14 protein-coding genes and 1 tRNA gene are annotated in these 19,262 nt (G+C 36.9%); 7 read left to right on the top strand and 8 right to left on the bottom strand.

Annotated features, from left to right (window positions below; translation table 11 throughout):
• Positions 1-197: 197 nt before the first annotated feature.
• The 8 genes from BVU_RS12375 to BVU_RS12340 all read right to left on the bottom strand — a co-directional run bounded on the left by BVU_RS12375 (position 198) and on the right by BVU_RS12340 (position 7,209).
• Positions 198-989: a hypothetical protein gene (locus BVU_RS12375; RefSeq protein ID WP_117797384.1), complete on the bottom strand. Its 792-nt coding sequence runs from the start codon at positions 987-989 to the stop codon at positions 198-200.
• 713 nt (positions 990-1,702) lie between these two features.
• Positions 1,703-2,200: a PH domain-containing protein gene (locus tag BVU_RS12370; protein WP_011965616.1), complete on the bottom strand. Its 498-nt coding sequence runs from the start codon at positions 2,198-2,200 to the stop codon at positions 1,703-1,705.
• 23 nt (positions 2,201-2,223) lie between these two features.
• Positions 2,224-3,192, bottom strand: coding sequence for a DUF4848 domain-containing protein (locus tag BVU_RS12365; protein ID WP_011965615.1), 969 nt, complete (start codon positions 3,190-3,192; stop codon positions 2,224-2,226).
• A 148-nt stretch (positions 3,193-3,340) separates the two neighbouring features.
• Positions 3,341-4,135: a hypothetical protein gene (locus BVU_RS12360; RefSeq protein ID WP_229105584.1), complete on the bottom strand. Its 795-nt coding sequence runs from the start codon at positions 4,133-4,135 to the stop codon at positions 3,341-3,343.
• A gap of 282 nt (positions 4,136-4,417) precedes the next feature.
• Positions 4,418-5,074 carry a hypothetical protein gene (locus BVU_RS22230; RefSeq protein WP_011965613.1) on the bottom strand — a complete coding sequence of 219 codons (657 nt, stop codon included), beginning with the start codon at positions 5,072-5,074 and terminating at the stop codon, positions 4,418-4,420.
• A gap of 44 nt (positions 5,075-5,118) precedes the next feature.
• A complete protein-coding gene (locus BVU_RS12350) occupies positions 5,119-5,439 on the bottom strand; it encodes a hypothetical protein (protein ID WP_005677631.1) in 321 nt (106 codons plus the stop codon).
• Positions 5,440-5,605: 166 nt separating this feature from the next.
• Complete coding sequence (locus BVU_RS12345; protein ID WP_011965612.1) at positions 5,606-6,445, bottom strand: hypothetical protein; 840 nt, start codon at positions 6,443-6,445, stop codon at positions 5,606-5,608.
• Between the two features lie 679 nt (positions 6,446-7,124).
• Positions 7,125-7,209, bottom strand: a tRNA-Ser gene (locus tag BVU_RS12340).
• A 148-nt stretch (positions 7,210-7,357) separates the two neighbouring features.
• Between BVU_RS12340 and BVU_RS12335 the strand changes: the two genes are divergently transcribed.
• The 7 genes from BVU_RS12335 to BVU_RS12305 all read left to right on the top strand — a co-directional run bounded on the left by BVU_RS12335 (position 7,358) and on the right by BVU_RS12305 (position 19,151).
• Entirely contained in the window at positions 7,358-9,868 is a 2,511-nt protein-coding gene (locus BVU_RS12335; RefSeq protein WP_005841795.1) for an endonuclease MutS2, read from the top strand.
• A gap of 79 nt (positions 9,869-9,947) precedes the next feature.
• Positions 9,948-10,499: an RNA polymerase sigma-70 factor gene (locus BVU_RS12330; RefSeq protein ID WP_005841792.1), complete on the top strand. Its 552-nt coding sequence runs from the start codon at positions 9,948-9,950 to the stop codon at positions 10,497-10,499.
• A 103-nt stretch (positions 10,500-10,602) separates the two neighbouring features.
• Positions 10,603-11,772: a FecR family protein gene (locus BVU_RS12325; protein WP_005841790.1), complete on the top strand. Its 1,170-nt coding sequence runs from the start codon at positions 10,603-10,605 to the stop codon at positions 11,770-11,772.
• A gap of 15 nt (positions 11,773-11,787) precedes the next feature.
• On the top strand, positions 11,788-15,141 hold the full coding sequence (locus BVU_RS12320; RefSeq protein ID WP_005841788.1) for a TonB-dependent receptor: 3,354 nt from the start codon (positions 11,788-11,790) through the stop codon (positions 15,139-15,141).
• A 19-nt stretch (positions 15,142-15,160) separates the two neighbouring features.
• The gene (locus BVU_RS12315) at positions 15,161-16,609 is read left to right on the top strand and encodes a RagB/SusD family nutrient uptake outer membrane protein (RefSeq protein ID WP_005841786.1); all 1,449 of its coding nucleotides are present in this window, start codon (positions 15,161-15,163) and stop codon (positions 16,607-16,609) included.
• 20 nt (positions 16,610-16,629) lie between these two features.
• Positions 16,630-17,793 (top strand): metallophosphoesterase, encoded by a 1,164-nt coding sequence (locus BVU_RS12310; RefSeq protein WP_005841784.1) that lies wholly within the window; start codon positions 16,630-16,632, stop codon positions 17,791-17,793.
• Positions 17,794-17,942: 149 nt separating this feature from the next.
• Positions 17,943-19,151, top strand: a complete 1,209-nt coding sequence (locus tag BVU_RS12305) for an L-serine ammonia-lyase (protein ID WP_005841782.1) — start codon at positions 17,943-17,945, stop codon at positions 19,149-19,151.
• The last annotated feature ends 111 nt before the right edge of the window (positions 19,152-19,262 follow it).

Genomic DNA, 19,262 nt, shown 5'->3' with positions numbered 1-19,262 from the left:
GGCATAGCATTCTTTCCAATGGGTATGTTGAAAACGATCCGCACTTTTACTGAACAATTATTTTATTTAAAAGGCTTTACCTTAACAGTAACCTTTTCTGTTTTATTAGCATGGTTATAAAACACATTACTACAACTCTGAAAGATGATCACACATCCGAACAATACAAATACTATTTTCTTCATAAATGATACTTTTTATTTAAACAATCCATATATTATTTCTTGTAAAAATCCACCAAAATCCATTTCCACTTTATGCTTTTTAAATTTATAGTAAGGCATTAAGATAGGAGTAACTCCCCCACGTTCAAAAGGATATTCACGATAACCCCTTATACCTAATTCCGTTCCAAAAGAATCCGTTATATCGAAAGCAACACTGCCTCCGTAGTCATTACGGCTGAATGAAGTAACAGGAGTAAATAAAAAACCGCCAAATACATGCAAACTCATTCGGGAATTAAAGGAGTAAGAAAGTTTACCCGATATACCAAATGTTTCATCCACATGGCGAGGGGTACTTAACTTCATTGCATGCAATGCAACATCAGCAAATAAATTATCTGACAATGATTTGTTATATCCAATAGCAGCATAGTTAAAAACACCAATACCAATTAAATTCATTTGGCGTCCCATGCCGTAAACGTGACCATTCCACAATGGTCCTATTACCCCCGACACATTATATTCCCCTTTATGTAAAGGACTTTGGTCTGTATAAAAGAATGGGCCACCCTTCTTGAACCGAAAAGTAACACCGGAATTTGTAGAAATAACAGAATTTCGATATTTTCCAATAGGATATTTTACCGAATCAACTGCAAAATCTTTATTAGAACGCAAATACCCTTCTCTCACAGGATTCATATTACCCCACCTCGACTCTTGACCATACGCATCAAGAGGAAAGCAAAACAGCAACATAATGATCCAAAATAAAACAAATGCTGCAAAATTAATTAATGTAGTCACCTTTCTATACATATTGATTTTCATCATTATGCCCAAAGCATGAAAATAAAAGTATAACACACAAGGGCCGTAAACAAATCTACTATTAACACAGTAAAATAAATCGTTTTTGCATCTCTGCGATATGTATTTATATAAAATATGTAAGCCTCCTTATCTGTGAAATACCCATTAATTAGTATTTCATTGAGAAAGCAAAGTATACTTTAAAAGCTAAAAGTTATATTCAATTCATAGCCTAAATACTTATCCAATATAAATAATGCGTTTAGCGCCAAGATACAAACAGAATAACACAACATCAACCTTTAAAGGAACTTTATTACTATTATGAAAGACAGAATTATTAGGAGGATTCCCTACTCCAAAAGAGTTAAAAAAAGGAAACGATTTAAATAAATATTAGTATAACAATGTCATCAACGACACAATACCCCTTTGCAAATTATACAACAAATAATAGTTAAGCAACCAAAGACAGTGCAAAGCCAAACAAATAATAAAAGAACAAAGTGTTAAACAAAGCAAAAACACCCAATTTTACTTTTTAGGGTATAAAATTGGGCATACTCTTGTAATTCACTGATTTTCAACATTTATTACAGAGATACGGGGGTTAATTATTAATGCTCTAAAAAACTAACGGGAAGAATAAAAAACATATTCTTCCCGTCAAGTAATACTATAACTATATTTTCCAACAGGTTATATTAATATCCAGCATATTATAAGTGAATCAACAAATCTTTTATAAACATATCTCTGTTCTCACAGCTTAAGAGATAATTCTTTTTTTCTGTTAATATAAAAATTTGTTGATTGGGATTCTTTACATAGGAATAATATTTCCCATAATGGGTACTGCCCATTACACCTATATACCCCAAAAAGCCATTACTTCCGAAATAACGGACATCATTTTGAACACCGTCATAAACAAAAACGTTCTTAATACAAGAATACGGAATACATTTCTTACCAAACACTCTTTTTATAACGAGTTGATCCTTTTCCAAACAAATAAATGAAGGAATCACTATCAGCATGTATATGTATATAGATACAAGAATGGTACCCAATAACAGGCTTGCGATTTGATCCTGCAAAGATTGTAGCATAAAAGTTCTTAATAGAAACATAAGTCCAGTAGTTAATAAGACAATCTTTAACACCAGAGACCAGCGCTCCATTACCGGCTGAAACTTTGATTTATATACGCTCATTATATTGCTATCTTTACTGTTGACTATATTACACGTATGTTATGAAATGATTGGTTTCCTTTTGCATCTCCCCTTGAAGATTTAAAGTTTTCCACAACTGCATCAAAGACATTTCCAACTCGTTCTATGGGTAGGTTTAAAATCGAAACCTCTTTTCCATAAGGACAAAAGACTGTATTCTTATAATTAAACTTTGAGCTTTTCATTGTTAACATAGCCGAATAACCGGCCTTAACACTCTTTTTCCAAAAAAGTTGTTTCTTTTTAGTTTTAAATTCCACAGCAAAAGAATTACCATTAACGATACGCCCAATAGTCATTGTGCTTTTATATTTTCCATTCTTGATTGTTAATGAAGCATCTTTAAATCCCTTAAAACCTGGCTCAATCGGAGTTGGCTCTGCTGCCCGTGTAGCTGAAACAACTTCATCCAAATCATAAGTAGGATAATCATATTTAGGCCCTCTTAGACTATTACCGATTACAACGTAACCTTTTATATTACCGAGTAAGGACAAATCATTATCAGTGAATGTAAAATAAGGGGTAACGTCGAATAAGTCAACTGTATTAAAAGAAAAAATATCTGAATATTTATCCTTGTACGTATTTATCATCTCTTGTATTAAGTGAGAATCATCACTTTCCATATCAAATATTTTATCGAGCTCCCTATCTGCCTGCTCCCATAAAATATACGCCCCTTCAAAGCCCAACTGCTGAAAATAAGTAAATCTTTCATTTTCTGTCATGTTTTTAAGCTGCCGGAGCGTCTCGCTATACACCTGTTCATCTTTAAAATGAAGAACTGGCATATTCAAGTACTCACTAACACTTCTCGTTTCTTTTACCCACATATCCATTGTCGAAACCTCAACATCCGGTATGGTTTCTTGTGCAGAACCGATAAATTCATTTTCGCTATTGCAAGATAACAAGCTTACAATCATGCATGCACTCAAAATACAACCAAAAATCTTTTCAATTTTCATAGTGTATGATTTTGTATTAAACAATTATTTTATTTAAAAGGCTTTACCTTAACAGTAACCTTTTCCGTTTTATTAGCATGGTTATAAAACACATTACTACAACTTTGAAAGATGATCAAACATCCGAACAATACAAATACTATTTTCTTCATAAATGATACTTTTTACATAACAATCCATATATTATTTCTTGTAAAAATCCACCAAAATCCATTTCCACTTTATGCTTTTTAAATTTATAGTAAGGCATTAAGATAGGAGTAACTCCCCCACGTTCAAAAGGATATTCACGATAACCCCTTATACCTAATTCCGTTCCAAAAGAATCCGTTATATCGAAAGCAACACTGCCTCCGTAGTCATTACGGCTGAATGAAGTAACAGGAGTAAATAAAAAACCGCCAAATACATGCAAACTCATTCGGGAATTAAAGGAATAAGAAAGTTTACCCGATATACCAAATGTTTCATCCACATGGCGAGGAGTACTCAACTTCATTGCATGCAATGCAACATCAGCAAATAAATTATCTGACAATGATTTGTTATATCCAATAGCAGCATAGTTAAAAACACCAATACCAATTAAATTCATTTGGCGTCCCATGCCGTAAACGTGACCATTCCACAATGGGGCTATTACCCCCGACACATTATATTCCCCTTTATGTAAAGGACTTTGGTCTGTGTAAAAAAACGGCCCACCCTTCTTGAATTGAAGAGTAACACCGGAATTTGCAAAAATAACAGAATTTTGATATTCCCAAATAGGATATTTAACCGAATCAACTGCAAAATCTTTGTGAAAACGCAAATACCGTTTTCTCACAGGATTCATATCAACCCACTTCGATTCTTGACCATACATCCCAAGAGGACACATGATGATCCAAAACAAAACAAATGCTGCAAAACTAATTAATGTAGTCACCTTTCTATACATATTGATTTTCATCATTATGCCCAAAGCATGAAAATAAAAGCATCACACACAAGGGCTGTAAATAAATCCACTGTCAATTTACATTTCTGCGATATTTATTTAAATGAACAATCAGGATTTTTGCACGATTTTCTTACATAATCCTTTAACAGATAGTATAAACAGAAAAACTATTACGAAGCATTTTGTATAATATTCCTGTTCGAATAAATCAACAAGCAGTGGGATTATAATGAATGTTGATAGACAAAAGATCATTATCAGAGTGCTTTTTTTCATGTTTTAGCAAAAAGTAGCAACTCCTACTAAGGCGCCGCTCCACCCACCTAAAGCGGTTCCCGATACTGTACCGATAACAGGTAGTGTGACAGTACCAACTCCTGCACCACCAACCGCACCTAATCCCGCGGATCCTGCAGTTCCTGCAACACATTTCACTACTTTCCATGCCGTCCCCAAAAATCCTCTCGTTGTAGCTTTAGGAGCTTCTAACTCCATAGCATAATAAATAGCTTCAACAGCTATATCTACAGAATTCATTAGAATATTGTATTCTTGGGAGTTTGGAGATAGAGTACTATTTTGCACAATTTCTTTGAGCTGAAGCCTTAGAGTTTCAGGGGAAGCCTCTGTATCAACTTTTATGTTTTTCATACTCTCTATTACTTCCATTACTTCAGGGGATATCCTCTCAACATAATCGTCTTCATTGATAGCTCTGGAGATAGGTTTAATATCCTGTATCAAACTATTTGCATAAGCAGCAGCTTCTTCTACTGATTTAAACCCCTTACTTTCAAAGGCACTTTTTATTTGAGAGATTTCGTTAACTTCATCCAATTCCTTTTTGAAATCATTTATTACTTCTTCTGGATCATTACTGCAACCAACAACAATCAACAGCAAGAAAAAAGAAAAAACATACTGTAAAATCTTCATAAGGCTTTTCTTTTTGATTAAACATGTACTAAAAAACACAATTATTATTCTTTTATAATTCTAATATTATCTGGTGTAGGTTCTTCCTCTTGTTCTATTTTAACTAAAATAGAATCATCGAATGTAAGACTTGTTGTTAAGATATATTCGTATCGAGCTACAACCATAGGTTCTTTATAATAAAGAACTTCTAATGTTTTGTTTCCATTATTATATGAATTAATTTTAAAAGGAGGACCATATTTCTTTAAAACCAATTCTTTTGGAGAGCCAATTTTCACAGGATCAGTGGTGAAACGACTAACCCTATATCCGGCACAAGAGCCACAGAATAAAACTATTAAAAATAAAAGGGATATTTTCATGTTATTGAATTTTTATGGGCATTCTTGAATTCAGCATATTTTTGAAATAAATCAACAAGCAGTGGGGTTAGTATCATCGGAACATGAAATTAAAAACATAATTGGCAAAATCAATAAATACACATACTGTTTCATTATTAATATAATTAAGTTAATACCGAATATGTTAAAAATCAAAAGTACCATGTTTATAAGAGGACCGAGAAGGTTTATAATAATCCTCACCCGGGGTCTGGGGTTGTATGAAATCCTGTCTGAATATTTCCGTAGGATTATCTGTAATTAAATTTGCATCATGGGTATATATGTTAAAATAGCACTCTGGATCTGTTTTTTGGTTATATGGTCCTTCTCCCACAAAAGTGAATTTGTAAAAACCGATTTTTTCCCCGTCTTTTCTGACCGTAAGAAACCAGACATTACCAGTACTTATCGTTTTAAATCTCAATCCATTTAATGATGAATAAGTTTCCTCTATAAACTGATCATTCAAATATGTCTGCTTTTTACAAATAAAAGGCAATTCAAATTTTCCACCTTCAACTGGTAGAACAAAAGGATTCTGTTCCGAATGGATTTTATACACAAATGTCAACTTCCCTTTATCTATAATTAGGGGAATTTTTTCTACTTTTATACCATTAATAGTAGAGTAAGAAATCTGTAGATCAACATTCAAAATTTTATCTTCCTTATTAATATTTGAGGTTATATTTAATACAACCTGATCACCCTTTATTTTTGTCTCTATATCAGAAAAAAGAGTTTTATCAAATTCTATCGAAACATCCTTGGGAATAATCGGAACCTCTGAATCTAAAATATCATCTATCAATGTTTTTTGAATAATTGTAAAAGTAATAGTACGTTTCTCCCCCAAACAACTAAATGGTTTAGATACATTCTCACTTGGCAGCAACTGATATTCAAAAATTTTATTATCTTCTTCTTTTTCACAGGAAAATAATGCTAAGGAAACGAACAGAAGAATGAATATTTTTTTCATATTAATACTATTTAGTTTTTGCAAATTAAAGAATTTTTCCTGTACAATAAAATACCAATTAATTGGTATTTTATCACAAATAACCATTCAATTTCATTATTATGCCCAAAGCATGAAAATAAAAGTATAACATACAAGAGCTGTAAACAAATCCACTATCAAAACAATAAAATAAATCGTTTTTGCATCTTTGCGATATGCATTTATGCAAAATCATACAAATTTCTTTATCAGTAAAATACCCATTAATTAGTATTTCATTGACAAAATGAAATGTACTTTAAAAGCCCAAAGTTATATTCAATTCATAACCTAAATGCCTATCCAATATAAAAATAATGCGTTTAGCACCAAGATACAAACATAATAACACAAAATCAAGCTCTAAAGGAATGTATTACTATTATAAAAGACAGAATTATTCGGGAGATTCCCTACTCTAAAAAAGTTAAAGAAAGAAAATGATTCAAATAAATATTAGTGTAAAAATATCACCAACAACACAATATCCCCTTTTCAAATTATACAATAAATAATAGCTAAGCAACCAAAGACAGTGCAAAGCCAAATAAGTAATAAAAGAACAAAGTATTAAATAAAGCCAAAACACCCAATTTTACTTTTTAGGGTGTAAAATTGGGTGTTTTTCTTGTAAATTACTGATTTTCAGCATTTATTGCGGAGAGACAGGGATTCGAACCCCGGGTACCTCGCAGTACAACGGTTTTCAAGACCGCCGCAATCGACCACTCTGCCACCTCTCCAAGACTTCTTTTTTCAAAAGTACTTTCTGTTGAAAGCGCTGCAAAGGTACGACTTTATTTTAAATAAGCAAATAGTTTACCAGTTTTTTTGCTATAAAATTTTCAAATCGTATTTTTGCATACGAATAATAAACGAAAGAAATAAATCATGATATACCCTCAGAATTTCGAACAGAAAATAGGTTTCGATTCCATCCGTCATTTACTAAAAGAGAAATGTCTCAGCACATTAGGTCAAGAAAGAGTAGATGAAATGAACTTCTCAGAATCCTTTAAGGATATTAATGAATGGCTGGAACAGGTGATGGAATTCATGCGCATCATACAAGAGGAAGACAGTTTTCCCGACCAATATTTTTTTGATGTACGACCATCACTAAAACGTATCCGCGTAGAAGGTATGTATTTGGATGAGCAAGAACTGTTTGATTTACGCCGTTCTTTAGAAACAATTCGTGATATCATCCATTTTCTGACACTGACCTCGAATGACGAAGAACAAGAAAAAGAAAACTCCCCCTACCCTGCCCTACAAAAACTGGCAGGAGATATTATCGTGTTTCCTCAACTCATTACGCGTATAAACAACATCTTAGACAAATTCGGAAAAATCAAAGACAACGCTTCTTCCGAATTATTACGCATCCGCAGAGAGTTGGCCTCGACAGCCGGAAGCATATCACGCAGTTTGAATGCAATTCTACGCAACGCTCAAGCAGAAGGTTATGTTGATAAAGATGTAACTCCTACCATGCGTGACGGAAGACTCGTCATCCCTGTCGCACCGGGATTAAAACGGAAAATCAAGGGAATTGTACACGATGAATCATCCACCGGCAAAACAGTTTTCATAGAACCGGCCGAAGTAGTGGAAGCAAACAATAGAATACGGGAATTGGAAGGAGAAGAACGCCGGGAAATCATCCGTATCCTGACAGATTTCTCTATCATAATCCGCCCACAGGTCCCCGCCATCCTCCAGTCATACGAGTTTTTGGCAGAAATTGATTTCATCCGTGCCAAAGCCCATTTTTCCATTCAGACGAACGCCACCAAACCATCATTGGAAGACAAACAGATTTTGGACTGGACCATGGCCATACACCCACTATTGCAACTCTCGCTGGCCAAGCATAATAAAAAGGTTGTTCCTCTAGATATAGAACTAACTAAAAATCAACGCATTCTAATTATATCCGGACCGAATGCCGGAGGTAAATCCGTTTGTCTGAAGACTGTGGGATTACTACAATATATGTTACAATGTGGTATGCCGGTTCCGATGCATGAACGTAGCCATGCCGGATTATTCGGCAGTATCTTTATAGACATAGGTGACGAACAAAGTATCGAAGACGATCTGAGTACCTACTCCTCACACCTTACCAACATGAAAACAATGATGAAAAGCTGTAACGAACGCAGCCTTATCCTCATTGATGAATTCGGCGGAGGTACAGAACCACAAATTGGAGGAGCCATAGCTGAAGCTGTGTTGAAACGTTTCAATGAAAAGGGCACATTCGGCGTTATCACCACTCATTATCAAAATTTGAAACATTTTGCCGAAGATCACGAAGGAGTGGTTAATGGTGCCATGTTATATGACAGGCATTTAATGCAAGCTTTATTCCAATTACAAATAGGAAATCCGGGAAGTTCATTTGCAGTAGAAATAGCTAGGAAAATAGGTTTACCGGAAGAAGTTATAGCCGACGCATCCGAAATTGTAGGGAGTGAATATATCAATGCTGATAAATATCTACAAGATATCGTACGTGACAAACGTTATTGGGAAACTAAGCGTCAGAACATCCGCAAACGAGAAAAACAGATGGAAGAAACCATCGCCAAATACGAAGAAGAACTACAGGAACTGGAGAAAAGTCGTAAAGAGATTTTGCGAAAGGCCAAAGAAGATGCGGAAAAATTGATACAGGAATCAAATGCCCGAATTGAAAATACCATCCGTATCATCAAGGAAGCACAAGCCGACAAAGAACGTACACAATCGGCACGTCAGGAACTGACTGATTTTAAAAATCAGATAGAAGATATCGAGAAAAAGAACAAGGAAGATGAAATCATCCGGAAAATGGAAAAACTCCGTGAAAAACAAGAGCGGAAAAAAAACAAAAAGGATAAAGCCAAGACGGAATCTTCCCAACTGTCAATGCCCAAAGAACAGCCTATCACTGTAGGTAGCACTGTAAAGATCAAAGGTCAATCCAGTGTCGGAGAAGTACTAGGAATTAATGGCAAAAATGCAATAGTTATGTTCGGAATGATAAAAACCAATGTAAAACTGGATAAGCTGGAACGTAGCACACCAATACAGCCCACCCAGAAAACAATGGTAAAAAGTACCTTCGTCAGCAGTGAAACACAAGATCGGGTATATGAAAAGAAACTAAATTTCAAACAAGATATTGATGTACGCGGTATGCGTGGCGATGAAGCGATACAGGCAGTAACTTATTTTATCGATGATGCCATACTATTGGGAATAGACCGTGTACGTATCCTTCACGGAACAGGTACAGGCATACTGCGCACCCTGATTCGCAGCTATTTGGGAAGTGTTCCAGGAGTAGCACACTATCAAGACGAACACGTACAATTTGGTGGGGCAGGTATTACTGTAGTAGACTTAAAATAATATTTTAATAGAATAAGAGGCTGTTTTTAATTAATTTTCTCTATATTCGCACTAAAATTAGAGAAAATTAAAAGCAAAGGTGGCAGCGGGAACTTCTCATACAACTATAAGTATTAAGCTTAATGAGCAAGGGTTTCATGATATTTTCAATAAATATTATGTAACTCTATGCTTATTTGCCAATCAATATACAGAAAACCAAGAAACTTCAGCAGATATTGTACAAGATTCATTTGCCAAACTATGGCAAATAAGAGAAGATTTTTTTTATCTGCATCAGGTAAAAGCATTTTTATATACAGCTGTACGCAATAAAGCACTCAACGAACTGGAGCATTCAAAAGTAGTATATGAATACGCTCAAAATGTCATCGAAAAGAAAAAGGATTCCTTTTTTCACGATGCAATCGTTGAAGAGGAAACTTATCGTATCGTTTCTGAAGCCATAAATAAATTACCTGACCAAATGAAAGCCATTATGCAACTATCTCTGGAAGGGAAAAAAAACGCAGAAATAGCAGACAGACTAAACATATCTACAGAAACAGTCCATACATTAAAGAAAATAGCCTACAAGAAACTCAGAGAGAATTTGAAAGACTACTATTACTTCCTCTTGTTCTTTATATAAAAAGACATTAATTTGTTTTTTTTCAAAAAAAGTCGTTTTATTATTCACCCGAATTTCAAACAGACCTGTTTTATTATAAAAGAGATAAAAAACAGGTCAAAATATGATAAAACAAGATTTCTATATAGCCAACCTCATAGCAAGGTATCTGTCGGAAGAAATAACCCCGGAAGAAACAATAAAACTAACTGCTTGGAGAGAAGAATCTACAGCGCACGAGATTTTATTCAAGAAAATTTGTAATGAAGAAAACCAAAAGCAACATTTCCGGAAAAATACGGCATTCAATCCTTCATCCGGATGGAAAGAAGTGGAAAAGCGAATCAAAAGAAATAATAACAGAAGCAGATATATCAAAATAGTAAGTTATGCCGCAATCATTCTGTTACCTGTCCTTTTTGTAAGTATTTCCATGAAATTCACCTCGCCCGTTTCTCTTTCGGACAAACAGTTCATCGCACAATCCATTCTACCTGGGGAATCCAAAGCTATTCTGACATTGGAGGACGGCCAGACAATCCATATAAATAAAGAAACAGAGAGTCTGCTTGAGAAAATAGACGGAGCCCGAGTCCACATGGACTCTACAATGCTGAATTACCAAGTAACATCAAAAACAGCTAAAAAAAACAAGCCTGTATATAATAAAGTGGAAACTCCACGAGGTGGAGAATATGCTCTATTGTTAAGTGATGGAACAAAAGTGCATCTGAACGCAATGACCAGTCTCCGCTTTCCTGTGACATTTGATAACGGTCCACGCAAAGTAGAACTGGAAGGCGAGGCCTATTTTGAAGTCTGCAAAACAGGGCAACCATTTATAGTATGCACTCAAGGCATGCAAGTAGAAGTGTTGGGAACCACATTCAACATCTCTGCTTATCCACAGGAAGAGTATCAGACAACTTTGGTAAACGGTTCTGTCAAAGTAAATACAGAAACTGGAGAAAGCTGTATTTTAAAGCCTTCCCAGCAAGCTACCATCAGCCTCGGAAACAGCAGCATACAGATACGCATGGTAGATGCCGGATTTTATACTTCATGGATAAAAGGAAAAATTCATTTCAAAGACCAGCGATTGGAAGATATCATGAAAATACTATCACGCTGGTATGACATGGAAGTAATTTTTGCCAATGAGAAAATAAAAGACCTACGCTTTGGATGCAATGTAGATCGGTATTCGGAAATCACTCCATTTGTACGTTTGTTGGAAGAGACTCAAAAAGTACACGTAAAAGTCAATAACAAAACAATCACATTCTATAACTAATAAAAATGATGTATTATGGACAAAAAACACAACTACACCAATCACGGTAAAAGTAGTAAACGTTTGTGGATTACGTTCCTATTTTTCTGTATCATTACCACAGGTTTTATGCAGGCTGCCAACAAAGTGTTTGCACAAGCCACTGTCACAGCCTCATTCAAGAATGCCACGTTGAGTGAAATTCTTTGGGAAATCCAAAGACAAACCGACTTTACTTTTGTATACAGCACCAATGATGTAAAACAAATAAAAGTCCAAAACCTAAATGTAAATAACGAAAAAATAGCCAATGTGCTTGATAAATGTCTTATGAATAGCGGTTTGACCTATTCAGTTCACAACGGCGTTATTGCTATCAAGCAAATTGAAGAAAAAGAGTCTGCTGTTCCTCAACAGAAAACAACATTAACCGGTACAGTACTGGATGAGACGGGAGAACCTATTATTGGAGCGAATATCTTAGTCAAAGGTACTACGAATGGAACTACTACAGATTTGGACGGGCACTTCTCATTAGATGTAGACCGTATACCTGCCACTTTGATTATCTCCTATATAGGTTATGGCAAGCAGGAAATTAAAGCCACTGCCGGAAAGATACTGAAAGTAGTCATGGCTCCTGATAATAATGTTATGGAAGAAGTGGTTGTTACCGGTTATGGTACTTTCAAGAAGTCGGCATACGCAGGGTCTGCTTCTACTGTGAAGGCTGATAAAATGAAAGATATTCCGGCTGTTTCATTCAAAGATTTACTACAAGGTAATGCACCCGGGGTACAATTCAGTTCATCGTCAGGTCAACCAGGAGCTTCTTCCTCTTTGAATATTCGCGGTATGGGATCTTTTAATGCCAGTAATTCTCCATTATACGTAATTGACGGAATTCCTATGCGTTCAGGTTCTATCAATACGATGAGTTCAGATGCAGGTCTTGACATTATGTCAACTATCAATAGCTCTGATATTGAAAACATAACAATCATTAAAGATGCCGCTGCCGCCTCTCTCTACGGTTCACGTGCTGCCAATGGTGTAGTACTTATTACTACTAAAAAAGGTAAAAGTGGAAAGCCACAAATTTCATTCAAAGCAGATTGGGGTAGTTCTGATTTCGCAATGGATTATCGTCCTGTTATGGGGGGAGAAGAACGCCGCGAATATATTTATAACGGTCTAGTAGCCGGTGCGTTAAGAGACGGAAATAGTCACGACGAAGCCATAGCATATGCTAATGAAAATATTGACGATTATGCTCCTGTTCCTTGGTGTGGATATGTCGATTGGGATGATATCATGTTCAAAAAAGGAAATCACCAGACTTATGAAGCCTCCATTTCTGGTGGAACAGACAAATTCAAATATTATTCATCTATCTCTTACCTAAAACAAGAAGGTATTGCTATCAACTCCGGTTTAGAACGTATCAGCGGACGTTTAAATGTAGATTATCAAGCAACTGATAAATTAAAATTAGGGGCAAATATGTTATTTGCTACCGTTAATCAAGATGTATATGGTGAAGGTACCTCCTACACTTCTCCTTTCTATTCATCACGTAACGCTGTTGTCCCCTCAGACACACCATACAATGAAGATGGAAGCTGGAACCGCGATTTTATCCGCAACGGTGATCGTAATCCACTATTATCTGCAACTTACGACTATCAACGTGAATATGTTAATCGTGCTTTCAACACTATTTATGGCGAATATGAATTTATTAAAAACTTAAAATTCAAATCAACATTCAGCTATGACTACACCAACACTAAAGGCAAGGATTGGAGTGATCCCCGCACTTCCAATGGTGAGGATGTAAATGGCGGCATGAGCAAAAAATTCTACGAATACAAGAAAATGGTATGGGCAAACCAACTGAGTTATAAGTTTAATATAGCCAACGATCACCATTTTGACGCATTGGTAGGTTATGAAATTGATGACCAATATCGTGACTATCTGTCAGGGTATGCAACTAATTTCGCTACAGCAGACAAAGATGAAATAAGCAATGGTATGAAAACCGAATCCGTTGGTGGCAGCTCTACCAGAACCCGCATGGTATCTTATCTGACACGTGTAAACTATGACTATAAAAATAAATATTATCTAGGTGGTAGTTTCCGTACTGACGGTAGTTCCCGTTTGCATAAAGACAGCCGTTGGGGTAGTTTCTGGTCAGTATCTGCCGCATGGCGTATGATTGAAGAGGAATTCATGAATCCGGCCAAAGGTTGGCTGACCGATTTGAAAATACGCGCATCTTATGGTGTCAATGGCACACTACCATCTGACTATTTCGGATATATGGGTTTGAGTAGTTTAACCAATGGTTATTTGGAACAACCGGGTATTATCCAATCACAAATCAAAAATACAGATTTAAAATGGGAAACCAATTACAACCTTAACTTAGGTCTGGATTTCAGTTTGTTCAATCGTATAAACGCAACTTTGGAATACTACACTCGTACTACTAAAAATTTGTTGATGGATCGTCCTATCTCTATGACAACAGGTTTCGGCAGCTATCTTATGAATATTGGTGAAGTAAAAAATAAGGGAGTGGAATTGGAAATCAGTTCGACCAATATAAAGACTAAAGATTTCTCTTGGAATACCACTTTCAACATCTCGCACAACAAAAATGAAATTGTGACATTGGATGGCATGCAAACAGAAATTATCAGTGGTACCCAAATACGGAAAGTAGGAAAATCATACCGTACATTTTATATGATAGAGTTCGCAGGGATCAATCCCGAAACAGGCGCTCCCCAATTCTATACCAATGATTTGGACGAAAACGGCAACTATATAAAAGAGATTACAGAAAAATATAGTGAAGCCAATGCTATTGTATTAGATAAGCATGCAGAGCCTAATGTTATCGGAGGTTTATCAAATACATTACGCTATAAATGGTTCGACTTAAACTTCATGTTCTCTTACCAATTTGGCGGTTATTCTTATGACAATTGGGCACAAAAAACAGAGCATGGTGGTAACGACCTAGAAGCAAATATACCAACCTATTATCGCGATAGTTGGAAACAACCTGGTGATATCACAAAATATGAACTATTTATTGAAAGTCCTGATGTAGCGATGAACAAATCCACTACTACTCGCAGGTTACACAGTTCTGACTTCATCCGCCTGAAAACATTAACTTTTGGAATAACTCTGCCCCAAGTATGGACACAAAAAATAGGAGTTAACAATGTACGTGTATATGCTTCCGCAAACAACCTTTGGACATGGGCTGCTTATGATTATTATGATCCTGAAGCTGTCAGTGGTGGTAGTGCCATCTGGGGAACTCCTCCTTTGAAGACTGTAACCTTTGGTCTAAGCGTTAATTTCTAACCCATTAAAAACTTGAATTATGAAAGTATTTAAATATTTATTTATCAGTTCCATTATGTTTGCCGTCACTTCGTGCGGAAATGACTGGCTAGATCTAGCCCCCTCCACACAAGTGGATACAGAAACCAGTATCAATGTTTTGTCAGATATTGAATTCACATTGAACGGAATCTACAGCACAATGCAAAGTTCAGATGCATACTCCGGCCGTCTGGTATATTATGGAGATGTAACTGGAGATGACATGCAGGCTGTAAGTTCAACGAAACGAACCGGTAATTATTACCGTTTCAATTTTACTAAAGACAATGGTCCCAGCAGTCATTGGTCATATCTGTACTCTATTATCCAGAACTGTAATCTGATTCTAATGAATGTTGATAAACTATCTATAGATGAAGATGAAACCGAATATAAAAATGATTTGAAAGGCCAGGCATTAGCCATCCGTGGTATGGCACTATTCGACCTGACACGTATTTTTGGTTATCCCTACCTAAAAGATAACGGAGCTTCATTAGGCGTGCCCATTGTGAAAGAGTTATCAACCATAGACAGTAAACCCGCACGAAATACAGTAGCCGAATGTTATACGGAAATTATTTCCGACCTCAAAAACAGTACAGAGCTGCTGAGCGGTGATTTTAATAAAGGAAAAGTAAACAGATGGGCTGCTATGACATTGTTGAGCCGAGTATATTTATATAAAGGAGAATACAATGAAGCATTGACCATGGCTGAAAATGCAATAAAGGGTGCAGAAAAAGAAGGCTACGCTCTTTGGACAAACGAAGAATATCCAACCGCATGGGGCAATGACGCATCAGCATCCAATCCTGGTGAAATATTATTCGAAATTGTCAATCTGACTACAGACAGTCCGGGCAAAGAAAGCATGGGATATCTGAACTCATACAACGGTTATGACGATATGTGTATTACTTGCTCTTTTTATCAATTATTAAAGAAAGATCCCAAAGACGTCCGGTTGAAAATCTTGAGTTTTGACAAAAAGTACTACGCATACGTCAATAAATACCAACCTCAGCAAGGAGAAAACATAACCGATGCCAATATTCCGCTTATACGCCTTTCAGAAGCCTATCTGAATGCTGCTGAAGCGGCCGTACAGACAGGAGATAATGCCAAAGCAGTGAAATATTTGAATTCCATAGTACAACGAGCTAATCCGGAAAATTCAGTGGAAGGAAAAACATTAACATTAGAAAATGTATTAGACGAACGTCGTAAAGAATTGGTAGCAGAAGGACATCGTATGTACGATGTTATCAGAAATGGAATGACTGTCAAACGAATCGATGTGAAAGACAGTGATATAAACAAAACCAAACATAATACTGCTTACATGGAATATGACTGGAATTTCCATAAAATTCTACTTCCTATTCCCAAAAAAGAAATGGACGCAAATCCTAATATGAAACAGAATCCAGGATATGTCGATTAAATAATTCAAATACCAAATCGATGACAAGCAAGACTAATTTTATCAACTACTTTCTTCTTGCATTTACCCTCGCCTTCATCAGTTCCGGCCTTAGTGCCGGAACTCTTGATTTCAAAGACAAGAAGAAAGACAAAGAGAAAAAAGAAGAATTAACAGCCGACGGTCCATATGTATTGTATCAGCCTGACGGCCAAATCAGAGTAATCAATGTAGATAAGAAAGGGAATATCATTGATACCACTTATACCACATTACCTCAAAACTTTACCCTGCATGTGACAGACCACAAAGGCAGGTTTCCATTTGATGTAAAACTACACCCGGTAAAACGTCCCGGATGGAATTATCCCCAGGCAGACAAAGTTTTTGTCATGTCCGACCCTCATGGAAGGCTGGACTGTGTAATCAGCCTGTTACAAGGCAATCATATCATCGATAAAGACTACAAATGGAGCTTCGGGAAAAACCATCTGATGATTATCGGTGATATTTTTGACAGAGGAAAAGATGTACCGCAAATCTTCTGGCTATTTTACAAACTGGAAGAGGAAGCAGCCAAAGCCGGAGGACACGTATCGTTCATACTGGGAAATCATGAACCGATGGTACTGGCCAATGACCTCCGATACACCAAAGAAAAATATAAAATATTGGCTGAAAAACTAAAGATGGAATACCCCCGGCTATTCGGTCCCGATACCGAACTGGGCAGATGGTTGGGAACCCGTAACACCATGCAAATGATAGGTAACGACCTATATGTACATGCCGGACTGGGCAAAGACTTCTATGACAAGAACTTGAGCATTCCCACTGTCAATGAAGAAATGAGTAAAGGGCTATTTATGACGAAAAAAGAACGCAAAGCGCTTTCTCCACTCACAGCCTTCCTGTATGGAAACAGCGGTCCCATCTGGTATCGCGGACTGGTACGCACCGATGGCAAATACAATCCGCTGGCAAAAGACTCCCTAGAAATGATTATGGACCGTTATAAGGCAAAACATATTATTGTGGGACATACCATTTTCAAAGATATTTCCACTTTCTATAACGGCAAGGTTATCGGAGTAAATGTGGACAATAAAGAAAACCGGGAAAAAAAGCGCGGACGTGCCATGCTGATTGAAAATAATCAGTATTTTGTCGTCGGTGACAAAGGTATCCAAAGACAATTAGAATAAAGACAATACACCAAATCCTACCGGTGGTTTTCCAAACTCTCCTGACAACTTTCCTATTTGTCAAGAGAGTTTTTCTTTTCCTTTTTTGCTACTTTCCCCCTTTTATTTTATACCTTTGTTCCTCATAATAACTAACCTTATAAAACGAAATGAAATCTATCCGAGAACTATACCGCATCGGCACCGGTCCGTCCAGCAGTCATACTATGGGACCGCGCAAGGCTGCTGAAATCTTCTTAGGAAAACATCCCGAAGCCAAAGCTTTTCAAGTTACTCTTTATGGAAGCCTCGCCGCTACCGGTAAAGGACACATGACCGATGTAGCCATTTTAGATACATTGCAACCGCATGCGCCTACAGAAATTATCTGGAAAGCCCATGTCTTCTATCCGTTTCATCCCAATGGAATGACTTTCAAATCTTTGAATGAAAAAGGAAAGGTGACAGATGAATGGACTGTTTTCAGTGTAGGCGGAGGTGCTCTAGCCGAAGAAGGACACGACAAAGGCTCAACTCCGGAAATCTATGATATGAACCGTATGAGTGAAATCCTCTACTGGTGTGAACGTACCGGGCGCAATTACTGGGAATACGTCCAGCAATGTGAAGACGAAGACATTTGGGACTATCTGGCAGAAGTATGGAAAACCATGAGAGAAGCCATTGAGCGTGGTTTGGATCAAGAAGGCGTATTACCCGGGCCACTCAATCTGCGCAGAAAAGCCTCCACTTACTATATTAAGGCAAAAGGTTATAAGGACAATCTGCGTTCCCGCGGGTTAGTATTCTCATACGCTCTGGCAGTCAGTGAAGAAAACGCCTCAGGTGGCAAAATCGTCACAGCCCCTACTTGCGGATCATGCGGAGTGGTTCCGGCTGTACTTTATCACTTGCAAAAAAGCCGTGACTTCAGCGATATGCGGATTTTAAGAGCACTGGCTACTGCCGGATTGATAGGAAATATAGTAAAACACAACGCCTCCATTTCCGGAGCCGAAGCCGGTTGCCAGGCAGAAGTAGGAGTGGCCTGTTCAATGGCATCCGCCGCTGCCAGCCAATTATTCGGAGGTAGCCCGGCCCAGATAGAGTATGCAGCCGAAATGGGCTTGGAGCATCACTTGGGAATGACTTGCGATCCGGTATGCGGATTGGTACAAATCCCTTGTATCGAAAGAAATGCCTATGCAGCAGCCCGAGCTCTTGATGCCAATATCTATTCTGCCTTTACAGACGGTAATCACCGTGTATCCTTTGACAAAGTGGTGGAAGTAATGAAACAGACCGGTCATGACCTTCCTTCCTTATATAAGGAAACCAGCGAAGGCGGTCTGGCAAAGGATTACGAGCCGATGGATTAATAACAGGGCAAAGACCGAGAACTGTATTTATAATACATAAGAGGGTGAATCAAAATTCGTTGCAACTATCTTTTTCAACGCTGATAATAAAAAGATAGTTCAATTTATTTC

This window comes from Phocaeicola vulgatus ATCC 8482, from assembly GCF_000012825.1.
GTDB classification, from domain to species: Bacteria; Bacteroidota; Bacteroidia; order Bacteroidales; family Bacteroidaceae; genus Phocaeicola; species Phocaeicola vulgatus.
Note: the sequence above shows the minus strand (reverse complement) of the source record. Positions and strands in the feature narration are given on the sequence as shown.